Annotated in this window: 11 protein-coding genes; 9 read left to right on the top strand and 2 right to left on the bottom strand. The window is 50.9% G+C overall.

Features of this window, described 5'->3' with window-relative positions; translation table 11 throughout:
* The first annotated feature begins 44 nt into the window (after positions 1–44).
* The 8 genes from lnt (at position 45) to H6585_12185 (ending at position 10,091) form a co-directional block, all read left to right on the top strand.
* On the top strand, positions 45–1,682 hold the full coding sequence (gene lnt, locus H6585_12220) for an apolipoprotein N-acyltransferase (GenBank protein MCB9449096.1): 1,638 nt from the start codon (positions 45–47) through the stop codon (positions 1,680–1,682).
* An 87-nt stretch (positions 1,683–1,769) separates the two neighbouring features.
* Complete coding sequence (gene lpdA, locus H6585_12215; protein MCB9449095.1) at positions 1,770–3,173, top strand: dihydrolipoyl dehydrogenase; 1,404 nt, start codon at positions 1,770–1,772, stop codon at positions 3,171–3,173.
* Between the two features lie 21 nt (positions 3,174–3,194).
* Positions 3,195–4,223: a ferrochelatase gene (hemH, locus tag H6585_12210; protein MCB9449094.1), complete on the top strand. Its 1,029-nt coding sequence runs from the start codon at positions 3,195–3,197 to the stop codon at positions 4,221–4,223.
* 24 nt (positions 4,224–4,247) lie between these two features.
* Complete coding sequence (locus tag H6585_12205; protein MCB9449093.1) at positions 4,248–5,567, top strand: chorismate-binding protein; 1,320 nt, start codon at positions 4,248–4,250, stop codon at positions 5,565–5,567.
* A gap of 1 nt (position 5,568) precedes the next feature.
* The gene (tilS, locus tag H6585_12200; protein ID MCB9449092.1) at positions 5,569–6,906 is read left to right on the top strand and encodes a tRNA lysidine(34) synthetase TilS; all 1,338 of its coding nucleotides are present in this window, start codon (positions 5,569–5,571) and stop codon (positions 6,904–6,906) included.
* A gap of 144 nt (positions 6,907–7,050) precedes the next feature.
* Positions 7,051–7,338 carry a hypothetical protein gene (locus tag H6585_12195; GenBank protein ID MCB9449091.1) on the top strand — a complete coding sequence of 96 codons (288 nt, stop codon included), beginning with the start codon at positions 7,051–7,053 and terminating at the stop codon, positions 7,336–7,338.
* 56 nt (positions 7,339–7,394) lie between these two features.
* Positions 7,395–8,081 carry a queuosine precursor transporter gene (locus tag H6585_12190; protein MCB9449090.1) on the top strand — a complete coding sequence of 229 codons (687 nt, stop codon included), beginning with the start codon at positions 7,395–7,397 and terminating at the stop codon, positions 8,079–8,081.
* A 42-nt stretch (positions 8,082–8,123) separates the two neighbouring features.
* Positions 8,124–10,091, top strand: a complete 1,968-nt coding sequence (locus H6585_12185) for a thioredoxin family protein (GenBank protein MCB9449089.1) — start codon at positions 8,124–8,126, stop codon at positions 10,089–10,091.
* A 54-nt stretch (positions 10,092–10,145) separates the two neighbouring features.
* Here the strand turns inward: H6585_12185 and H6585_12180 are convergent, their stop codons facing one another.
* The gene (locus H6585_12180; GenBank protein MCB9449088.1) at positions 10,146–10,613 is read right to left on the bottom strand and encodes a hypothetical protein; all 468 of its coding nucleotides are present in this window, start codon (positions 10,611–10,613) and stop codon (positions 10,146–10,148) included.
* 125 nt (positions 10,614–10,738) lie between these two features.
* The gene (locus H6585_12175; GenBank protein ID MCB9449087.1) at positions 10,739–11,218 is read right to left on the bottom strand and encodes a hypothetical protein; all 480 of its coding nucleotides are present in this window, start codon (positions 11,216–11,218) and stop codon (positions 10,739–10,741) included.
* A gap of 129 nt (positions 11,219–11,347) precedes the next feature.
* Here H6585_12175 and gmhA point away from each other — a divergent pair, with 129 nt between their 5' ends.
* On the top strand, positions 11,348–11,914 hold the full coding sequence (gmhA, locus tag H6585_12170; protein MCB9449086.1) for a D-sedoheptulose 7-phosphate isomerase: 567 nt from the start codon (positions 11,348–11,350) through the stop codon (positions 11,912–11,914).
* Positions 11,915–12,091 lie beyond the last annotated feature (177 nt).

Raw genomic sequence — 12,091 nt, 5'->3', positions numbered from 1 at the left:
TTTATTTCCATTTCATATATGTATCTTGGGTTGCTTTTTTAATTATGCAACGCACCTCCTTTTACCATGTCCTCTTATCGCTCCTGAGTGGAGTGCTGTTAGGCATCAGCTGGCCCGGTATCGGTGGTATGCCATGGCTCCTGTTCATCGCATTCGTGCCGTTGCTGATTGTGGAAGAAGACCTGTCGCAACGCCGGGCACAAGGCCTCCCGGCCCGACGATTCTTCCTGTATGCGTACCTGACTACGTTCATGTGGAACCTGGTATCCACCTGGTGGATCTGGTGCGTGTCAACCGGGTGGGTCACCAAAGTGATCTCGGCCGGAACCGCCATTCTTCTGAACGCTTGTTTCATGGCACTGGTCCTGTCCCTGTTTCATGTTAGCAAGCGGTGGCTTGGACGACAACGGGGCTACATCTGTTTTGTGATCTATTGGCTGGCCTTTGAATACCTCCATTTTCATTGGGAACTTTCATATCCCTGGCTAACACTTGGCAACGCATGGGCTTCCCTTCCGTCATGGGTGCAATGGTATGAGTACACCGGTGTGGGAGGAGGAAGCTTGTGGGTGTTGGTGATGAATCTGCTCGTATTCGGGTGGTTCAGGCAACGATTCATGCACAAGTCGGAAAAAGGCCCCAGGCCCTGGTTGGCGGCGGTGGTGTTTGCGGTTCCGTTGATCGTTTCCCTGTGGATGTATAACCATTATGAAGAACCACATTCACCGGTAGACGTGGTGGTGGTGCAGCCCAATATTGATCCTTACCGGGAGAAATTCTCGGGCATGACACCCGACGAACAGTTGCATGCGTTTATTTCCCTGGCCCAGGATCAGATGGATGAAAATGTGGATTACATCGTTGGACCGGAGACGGCGCTGCCGCGGGCCCTCGATTGCGAATCGCTCGAGTCGGCGCAACCGGTGCTGATGATCAGGGCTTTCCTGGCATCCTTCCCCAAGACCAAACTGGTGACCGGACTATCTTCGGTGCGGCACTATCCCGGCCCGGATCGCCCCACCGAAACAGCCCGGCCTACCAGAAACGGAGATGGTTGGTACGACTTTTATAATTCGGCCATGCAGGTCGGCGGCGGAGATCAGGTTCAGATTTATCACAAATCCAAACTGGTTCTCGGTGTTGAAAAGCTCCCTTTTCCGCGGCTTTTTAATTCATTACAGGAAATCATCTTCGACCTGGGTGGCACCACCGGTAGCCTGGGTACGCAACCCGATCGCAGTGTCTTTTACTCAAGAGACAGTAACCAAACTGTTGCGCCCGTCATTTGCTGGGAATCTGTGTATGGGGATTACATGGGCGAATACATCCGCAAAGGGGCATCCCTCATTTTTGTGGTGACCAACGACGGATGGTGGGGCAATACGCCTGGTTATCATCAGCACATGTCCTATGCACGATTGCGGGCGATCGAATTCAGAAGGTCCATTGCCCGCTCTGCGAACACCGGTATCTCATGCTTCATTGATCAGAAAGGCGTGGAAACCATGGCCACCCGTTGGTGGGAACCCACTGCCATCAGGGCTACCATTCAGGCCAACCATAAGTTAACCGTGTATGCCATCTGGGGTGACTATATCTTTCGCCTTGCATCCTGGCTGGCGGTCTTCCTAGTAGTAGCCACTTTCGCCACCCGGATCAGGAACAGGAAACTGGCGCGATAGCACCAACACTTTCGGGGCATGCCCGCCGTGGAATATTGTTACCACAAATGGGCTTCATTCCGTACCTTCGCCCAAAATTTCACACCCATGAATGAATATGATGTTGTAGTCGTTGGTTCGGGCCCGGGCGGATATGTTGCCGCCATTCGTTGCGCACAACTGGGCATGAAAACCGCTATTGTTGAGAAATATGCCACCCTGGGCGGCACCTGTCTGAATGTGGGTTGCATTCCTTCCAAGGCACTTCTGGATTCTTCTGAGCACTACCACAACGCCAACCATCATTTCAAAACACACGGGATCGGCGTAACGGGCCTGAAGGTGGATTTCAAACAAATGATCGCCCGCAAGGCCGATGTGGTGAAGCAGAATTGCGACGGTATTTCCTACTTGATGAAAAAGAACAAAATTGACGTGTACAACGGGCACGGTTCTTTCCAGGATGCGAATACCCTGGCCGTTAAAGACAGCAAGGACAAAGTCACCACGATTAAAACCAAGAAAACCATCATCGCCACCGGCAGCAAACCGGCCAGTATTCCCGGTGTGGAGATCGACAAGAAACGCATCATCACTTCAACTGAAGCCTTGAACCTAGAGGAGCTTCCGAAGGAGATGATCCTGATCGGAGGAGGCGTAATCGGACTTGAACTGGGTTCGGTCTATGCAAGACTGGGAACCAAGGTCACCGTGCTGGAATACATGAACGCCATCATTCCCACGATGGACAAGGCCCTGTCGAAAGAATTACAAAAAGTACTTACAGGGCTCGGCATGCAATTCAAGCTGGGTTACAAAGTGAAGAATGCCTCGGTAAAAGGAAAGAAAGTAACCGTTACCGCAGAAAACCCGAAAGGGGAAACAGAAACATTTGATGGTGATTATTGCCTGGTGGCGGTAGGCCGCAAACCCTATACCGACGGCCTGGGATTGGATAAAGCCGGCGTGAAGGCGGATGAGAGGGGAAGAATCATCGTGAACGATCACCTCGAAACCAACGTGAAGGGCATCTATGCCATCGGTGACGTGGTACGTGGCGCCATGCTGGCCCACAAAGCCGAAGAAGAAGGTGTGATGGTGGCTGAACTCATGGCAGGTCAGAAACCCCATATCAATTACAAGCTGATCCCCGGTGTGGTTTATACCTGGCCGGAAGTGGCGTCCGTGGGTTACACGGAGGAAGAACTGAAGGAAGCGGGCACCAAATACAAAACGGGTTCATTCCCGTTCAAGGCCAGTGGCCGTGCAAGGGCCAGCATGGATACCGACGGTTTCGTGAAGGTGATTGCTGATGCCAATACAGACGAGATCCTGGGTGTGCATATCATTGGTCCGCGTGCGGCTGATATGATCGCTGAAGCCGTGGTTGCCATGGAATACCGTGCATCTGCAGAAGATGTGGCGCGTATGAGCCATGCACATCCCACGTACACAGAAGCATTCAAGGAGGCATGCCTTGACGCAACAGCCAAGCGTGCCCTTCACATGTAGCATGGTCAGCAGGAGTCGCCCTTGAAAACAGCTGTATTACTCATTAACCTGGGAACACCGGATTCCCCTGCGACAGGTGACGTGCGCAAATACCTGAGGGAATTCCTCATGGATCCGTACGTCATTGACATTCCTTATTGGAAAAGATTCCTGCTGGTTCAGTTAATCATCGCACCTTTCCGTGCCCCGAAGTCGGCGGCACTTTACAAGGAAATATGGACCCCGGAAGGTTCGCCGCTGGCTATCCATACCGCCAACCTGGCCAAAAAGCTACAACGTGTTTTGGGTACATCCTACGATGTGCAGTGGGCCATGCGATACCAGCATCCGTCCATCGCGGAAACCCTTCATCAATGGAAACTTTTGGCGGAGGCCGAAGAGCTGATTGTGGTACCGTTGTACCCGCAACCCGCCTCTTCCACCACCACATCCACCCTGGAGGAAGTGCAACGCCTTTTGAAGAACCTGGACCTGAGCATCAGGGTAAAAGAAGTGCGAAGTTTTTATCAGGATGAGCGTTACCTGGATGCGGTGGCTGCTACAGCCGGTTCTTTCCGCCTGGATGAATATGACCATTTTCTTTTCAGCTTCCATGGACTCCCTCAGCGACATATTCTCAAGGATGATCCTAACGGGTATTGCCAGTTGAACAATCAATGCTGCGCCACCATCAACGACCGGAATAAAGGGTGCTACCGTGCCGCGTGTTTTCATACCGCCAGGGAAACGGCAGGCCGGTTGGGCATCCCGCAGGAATCCTATACGGTTACCTTTCAATCGCGACTGGGGCGAGATCCTTGGGTACAACCTTATACCGATGAGGTACTGGCACAATTGGCTGAGAAGGGCGTGAAAAATATCTTGGCCTTTTCACCAGCTTTCGTGGCAGATTGCCTCGAGACGCTGTACGAAATCGGAACGGAATACAATGAATTGTTCCGTTCACACGGAGGCGAATCGGTTACGCTGGTGCCAAGTCTGAACGATCGCGATGACTGGGTGCGGGCATTGTCAGGCCTGATCGCGCCGTCTGCGACTTTGGTCAATTGAGCGGGGTCTGTATCTTTACCATTCATGCGGTCTTTTCAAACCTTCCCGATCAAAGACCCGGTACACCTGGTGCCGAAAGTGCTGGCGTGGGCCGGTAAACAGGATGCGAACATCGCACTGCTCAACAGCAACGGTTATCCCAATTCTTCCCAATCCCTGCTGGTGGCCATCGGTGTGCACGAAGCGTTCACGGCTGACGCAGCATTCGACGGAAATCTCCTTGAAGCGTTAAGGGCCTTTCAGCGACGTCATTCCGACTGGATGTTCGGATTTCTTTCCTATGATGTGAAAAACCACATTGAACATCTTGTCAGTCAGAAGCCTCAGCCTGCCGGTTTTCCCCTGGCTTATTTTTTCGTGCCTCAGGTGCTGATCCGTCTCAACGGTGATCAGGTGGAGGTGGCCATGCATCCGGATGATCCCCGGCATGCGGCATCGGTATGGAAGGAGGTGGAAAACATGCACGCGTTAGAACCTCAGTGGCCCGAGGGTTTGGCTTTTAGGCAGCGCATGACGGAAAATGAGTACAAGAAACGCGCAGAACAGATTCTTGGTCATATACGCCGGGGCGATATCTATGAAATGAATTTCTGCCAGGAATTTTATGCGACGGATGCCGGTCTTGATCCGGATCTGGCATATTTGCACCTGGCCAGACATTTCCCGAGTCCTTTCTCCTGTTACTTCCGTTGCGGAGAACAATTCGTGTTGAGTGCAAGCCCGGAACGCTACCTGAAAAAAAGCGGAAGCGAACTGATATCACAACCCATGAAAGGTACAATCGGCAGGGGGCGGGATGCAGGCGAAGACCGGAGGCAGATCGACCTGCTTCGGGGAAATCCGAAAGAGCAAAGTGAGAATGTGATGATTGTGGATTTGGTTCGCAATGATCTGTCGCGTATAGCAGAGAAAGGATCGGTTTCTGTTTCGGAGTTGTTCGGAATCCAAACCTTTCCAAAGGTACACCAGATGGTCTCTACGGTAAGGGCCACACTTAGATCGGGGGTGGACTTCTGGGATTGCGTAAAGGCATCTTTCCCGATGGGGTCCATGACCGGCGCTCCGAAGATCCGTTCGATGGAACTGATTGATACATTCGAGCAGGTGAGCAGGGGACTCTATTCCGGTACCATAGGCTACCTGACACCCGAAGGTGATTTCGATTTCAATGTGGTGATCCGTACCCTTTTGTACAACCGGCAAAATCAATACCTTTCCCTCCATACCGGCAGTGCCATTACCAGCCGGGCAGTTCCGGAAGATGAGTACCGTGAATGCCTGCTGAAAGCCCATTCCGTGCTGACATCGTCCCAGCTCTCGAACCCGATTTCCCCAATGAATTGATATGTACCGTTCATTCCGTCAATACATCAAACAACATCACCTGGTGGAGACAGCGTCTACCGTGCTGCTGGCTGTGAGTGGCGGTGTGGATTCGGTGGTGATGGCAGCATTGTTTCACCGGGCTCAAATCCCTTTTGCAATGGCACATGTCAATTTCAAACTTCGGGGAAAAGAATCGGAAGAAGACGCCCGCTTTGTGAAACAGCTGGCACGAAAATTCAAAGTGCCGTTTCACTACAAGGAAATCCCACTGAAAGGAAAGCAGGCTTCCGGAGCTTCCGTACAGATGCTCGCAAGGGAGAAAAGATATGCATGGTTTGAAGGGCTGCTTGTAGACAATGGCTATGCACACGTGGCTACGGCCCACCATTTGGATGACCAGGTGGAAACCGTGCTCATCAATATGGTCAGGGGTACCGGGTTGGCCGGTTTACGTGGTATGCTGCCTCAACAGGGAGCGCGGATTCATCCGTTGTTGTTTGCCACCCGTGAAGAAATCAGGAGTTACGCAGCATCCCAGAAACTTTCGTACCGGGAAGATAGCAGCAACGCATCAAGGAAGTATACCCGCAATCGCATGCGCCTGGATGTGGTGCCGGTTCTCAGGCAAATCAATCCGTCACTTGAAAAGACCATGGAAGCCAATGTTGCGCGGTGGGCGGATGCCGAGGCGATTGTGAACAGTGCCTTGGTGATGTTCAGGGATGAGATATTGGAAGACAAAGGAACACACCTGGAAATCCCGAGGTGGTGCCTTTCTCCCCAGCCCGGCTTGCAGCTTTTGCTTTCCGAAGTGCTGAAGGATTATGGTTTTCATGAAGATGTGGCCGCATCCATCCTGCAGGAAACAGGCAAAACAGGGAAGGAGTTTTTCTCGGGTACCCACCGACTGACCGTGGGTAGCAGTGTGATCTATATCCGGAAAAGAAGCCCTAAAAAGAAAGACGATACCCCCCCCTCATGGAAATGGAACCTGAGCAAAGCCACTTTACGCATCAACAGGGGAATATTTACCCGTAAAATCCTGAACAAACCACCTGCAAAATGGCCCAAAGACCCGGCCATTGCCTGCCTAGATGCTGATACGTGCGGTCAGGTGCTGACCGTCAGGTATTGGAAGAAAGGAGACACTTTCCGTCCGCTCGGCCTCAAAGGCAGCAAAAAGTTGAGTGATTTCTTCACCGACATTAAAATGGACCGGGCTGCCCGTGAAGAGGTGCCCTTGATTTTGTCTGGGAATAAGGTGGTTTGGATTGCAGGATGCAGGGTTGACGAGCGGTTTAAGGTAAAACCAGGCACGAAGCGCGTCCTGCAGCTATCCTGGAAGATGGATCTGTAAAATGTCAATAAATAAAGGTGTCTTGGCGGAAAAAATCTTGCTTGACATTGAAACCAAAATTTTCTAGCTTACGTTTCTATCCCAAGGGAAGATTTCTTTCCCATTACTTATCTATTAATTCATAAACCTATGTCAGGACAGGAAATGTTTGCTCAAGCCATTACCGTGGAAAAAGAGCATTTGGGTGGAATGCGGTTTAAGAAATCTGAAGTATTGAACGACAAGGAGGAAATTACAACCCGCAAAAAGCTCTTGGAAATTGCCACATCTTTGGGGAATGTGTACAGAAGAAAAGTCAAGATTTTGTTCGAAGTGGAAGAAGGATTGAAGCGCGTTGAAACAACAATCTGGGCCACTACAGAGGGAAACATCATATTGAAAGGTGGTCGGATCATCCCGATCCACTGCATTCGCCAGGTAAGTATTTTTTAGATTCCGGTACGTAATGGCTAAATTGGCTGCGGTGCAATCACTGCAGCCAATTTTTAATGGACAGGAATATAAAAATTGCCGCCGACAGGTGGTATCTCTTTCTCGCAGGAATTTTCATCGCCTCACTGGTGTCCTGCAACCTCATTTTCCAGAAGTTCTTCTACTGGACACCCTTTGGTATTTATACTTTCCAGATATCGGTGGGCATCCTCCCGTATCCGATCACTTTTCTGGTAACCGACATCATTTCTGAAATATACGGTCGCAAGAAGGCAGACCAGGTGGTGATGGCCGGACTTGTGTCCAGTGTGTTTGTCATGGGCATTGTGATTCTGGCTGCGGTGGTTCCTGCCACTTCCTGGTCGCCCGTCCCGAACGAGACCTTCGAAAAAGTTTTTGGGATGACGGGCCTATCCGTAGGATCTTCCATGATCGCATACCTTTTCGCTCAGTTCATCGACATACGCTTGTTCCATTTCTGGAAGCGGCTTACCAAAGGCAAGCATCTTTGGGTGCGTAACAATTTTTCCACGTTGTTCTCTCAACTGGCCGATACGCTCACCATCCTTTTGCTTTTATGTGGTTTCGGTGCAATAGCCTGGGACAGGTTCCAGTCTCTTTTTATAAATGGATTCCTGTTCAAGGCCATCGTGGCATTGCTGGACACCGGTCCGTTTTACGCCTGTGTTTGGTTCTTTCGCCGCAAGTTTGCGCTGGCGGAAGGCCAAGAACTCAGTGAATAGCGGCATTTTGTATCTTTGAAATGCTCCTCGAATTTCTGTGACATGAAGTATATAAGCAGCAAGGCGGTATTCGCATTCATCTTATTCCTTTGGGTTTCTACATCCTTTGCATGGAGCCAGGTATACGACCCGGTAAAGTGGACCATGAAAGCTTACCCGGTCGGAGACAACCAATATGAGTTGGTGTTCAAGGCGAAGATCGACAAGGGCTGGCACCTTTACTCGCAACATATTGAAGATGGCGGCCCGATTCCCACATCCTTTCATTTTGATGAACCGAATGGCTACAGCCTGGAGCAGGAGGTGAATGAGCAGGGGGAGGCGGAGAAATACTATGAAGAGCTCTTCGAAATGGACCTGATCCAATACAGCGGAGGCGTTTCCTTTTGTCAAACAGTAACTGCAACTTCTGAAGGTGCCGTGGTCAAAGGCAGCATTGAATACATGACCTGCCGAGACGGCGAGTGTCTGCCACCGGTTTCCAAAACATTTGAGATTCCCCTGGTGCCGGGTGAGATCCAAACCGGCCAATGCAAATTTGATCGGGATGAGATGTCAACCGATGAAGGGAAAGCGACATCGACCGAGCCCGGTGAACAAACCTTTTCCGATGACTGTGGTACGTTGGCCAATGAAGACAGTACGAAAGACCTCAGTCTGTGGGCCATCTTTCTCGCAGGATTCATCGGTGGCCTGATTGCTTTGCTGACGCCATGTGTGTTTCCCATCATCCCCCTCACCGTTAGCTTCTTCACCAAAACCAGCACCAACTACAGGAAGGGATTGTTCAACGCCCTATTGTATGCATTAAACATCGTTATTATTTATGTGGGTCTGGGTTACGCAGTCACTGCATCTCTCGGTCCGCAGGTCCTTAACGAACTTTCATCGAACGTGGCGATGAACCTGGCGTTCTTCGTGATTTTCCTGGTATTCGCCATTTCGTTTTTCGGTGCGTTCGAGATCGCCCTGCCCGGTTCATGGGCCAACAAGATCGATACGCTATCGAACCGTGGCGGGTACATCGGCATCTTCTTCATGGCATTCACACTGAGCATCGTCTCATTTTCATGTACCGGTCCGATCATTGGAACCTTGCTGGTGGAAACAGCGGTACATGGCAACATCCAGGGGCCGCTGGTGGGTATGACGGGTTTTGCCGTTGCCCTGGCGTTGCCCTTTGCCCTGTTCGCAGCATTTCCGGCCTGGCTCAATTCCCTGCCGAAATCGGGTAGTTGGTTGCAGACGGTGAAGGTGAGCCTGGGGTACCTGGAGTTGGCTTTTGCCCTGAAGTTCTTCTCCAATCCGGATCAGGCCTACCATTGGGGGCTGTTGAAACGTGAAGTCTTTATCGCTCTTTGGGTGATCATCGCGTTGCTGCTCAGTCTTTACCTGCTGGGTGTATTCAACGGGAAGCGGCCCAAATGGGGGCAAGCGGGTGTAGGGGTGATGGCCTTTGTTTTTGCTGTTTATATGCTTCCGGGTATCTGGGGCGGTTCAAAGTTGACTCTCCTGAGCGGGCTCATACCACCCACATTCTATTCCGTTTTTCAACAGGGTGAATGCCCCCAGGGGATCACCTGCTTCCACGACCTGAACGAAGGCCTTGCCTATGCCAGGGAGCACGACAAACCGGTGATGCTTGACTTCACGGGCTGGACCTGTACCAATTGCCGCCGCATGGAAGACAAGGTGTGGTCGGAAAAAGAGGTGTTGGAGCGATTGACGGATGACTATGTGCTGATCTCGCTGTATGTGGATGACCGGCAATCTTTGCCCAAGAGCGAGCAGTATTATTCGGAGGCTACACAACGGGAGATCAAAACGGTGGGCGATAAGTGGAGTGAATTGCAGGTAACGGAATACGACAAGCTGTCGCAACCCTGGTATGTATTGATTGATACCGATATGAACCTGCTGGCAAACCCAAGGGGGTATACGCCCAGTGCGGATGAATACCGGAGGTTTCTGGACGAGGGACTGTGTAGGTTCGGGAAAAAGAACCTTTAAGGGTGCCACGCGCTGGAATGCATAAAAAAAGGGATGTGAAAACATCCCTTTTTTTTACTCTTCGTCTGAAAACTGTGGCGGTGGCGGTGCTTCCTGGTAAGCCTGCTTTTTGGGTTTCAGCTTATCCGGGAAGATCACGTTGATAAGTTCGTTGGTTTTGGTGACACGGGTCTTGGAGATGCCATTTTCCACTACGGCGTCAATGTTGTATTTGTAGTCACGCTCGATCTTTTCATAGGAGTTATCCACAAGGCGCAAGAACATACCCGTTACCTTGGAACCTTCTACCACAGCTTTTCCGGCGTAGCAGTTGATGATGGTTTCTGTTAGCCCGGTTTCTTCATCATACAGAATCTTGCGGATGGAGATGATGGCATTTTCATATTCGCCATCGGGAACGGGCTCTGCGCCACGTTTTTCAAACAGGACCGCCCACTTTGTGAAGCAATCCGACTCGCCTTGTGCAAACGCACCTACCTGGGTTCCTGCAACTAATAGCAGGGAAAGCAGTATTCTCTTCATGAACTTGATTCGTCGTTTATACTGATCCTCGCGGTCCGATCTCTGTCCACCCGCGCCAACTCTGAAAAGTCAAATTAGAAAAATTCGATTTGAAATCCAAACATTGTGAATAACCTTTTTCGCTCCTATTGCGGGCCATCCATTTTTGATATGGCTTTATCCGGGCTCTTGGGTTTCAGTTTTTCAGCAAAGATGACATTGACCAGGTCACCTTCCTGTGTGATGATGTTCCTGGAGATGCCATTGTCAATGGTCGCCAGCTGATTGAAATACTTGTACTTTTTGTCCAGTTTTTCAAATGTGTTGTCCACCACCTTGATGTAAATACCGGTGATTCTTCCGTTTTTCACTTCAGCCTTACCGCTGTAGCATTTGCATGTAATCTCGGTGGTGTACTCACCGTCTGCATTCTTGGATTTTTGGCGGATGGAAACCACCACATCAGTGTATTCGCCATCATCGATGTCGTAGGCGCCGCGATCCTTGAACACCCTTTCCCACTGCGAGTAGCAGTTGAGTTCTTCGGCGTCGATCGCATTCTGAGCCACACCCAGCAGACAGGCCAGCATCATCAGCATGCCGGTCATCACAATTCGAAATGCCATCGGTCAAGAAGTTTGTTTTAAGCGCCAAAGACTCTTTGGGTCGCCCAATATATAGAATGGTATATGGAAACACAAGCATAGGGTTTCCATTTTGCTAACTTTGTCGAAACAAAATCGACCAACCGGATGATGAACGCCATAAGAGACCAATTTGAGGAAGCCAGTAGGGTGCTGACATCATTCATGAATGGAGACGGGCCGGCTAAAACGGCGGAAGCGGTGGATTTGATTGTGGCTTCCATCCGTGCGGGCGGCAAGGTACTTTCGTGTGGAAACGGTGGCTCCATGTGTGATGCCATTCATTTCGCCGAGGAGATGACCGGCAGGTTCAGGAATGACCGGAAACCGTTGCCTGCTCTTGCCATTGCTGATCCCGGCCACCTTACCTGTGTGGCCAACGACTATGGTTTTGAGGAAGTTTTCTCACGCTCGGTTCAGGCCCTGGGTCGTTCGGGGGATATATTGCTGGCCATCAGTACCAGCGGAAATTCTGTTAATGTGATTCGCGCAGCCGAGGCGGCCCGCAAGCAACAAATAAAAATCGTGGGCCTTACAGGTGGCGATGGAGGAAAGCTTGCGGCATTGTGTGATGTAGAAATCCGCGCACCCAAAAGCAATTATGCCGACCGGGCCCAGGAGATTCATATCAAAGTGATTCATGCCCTGATCCTGGGCATTGAAGCGCAGGTGGGGTGATAAGTTTGTTGTTCGCTGTGCCCTCCGTAGCTTTAGCGGAGGAGGGTGGTTCGATACGGGGGATGTCCCCGATTTGCCAACCTATGATTCAGATAAAGCAATGTAGTTTCTTGCAGAGGTAAGAAGCAACAGGCCTTTCGATACATCTGCAAGCATGGGCAACCTAGCTTTGCCCGC

This window comes from Flavobacteriales bacterium (genome assembly GCA_020635855.1).
GTDB lineage: Bacteria > Bacteroidota > Bacteroidia > JACJYZ01 > JACJYZ01 > JACJYZ01.
Note: the sequence above shows the minus strand (reverse complement) of the source record. Positions and strands in the feature narration are given on the sequence as shown.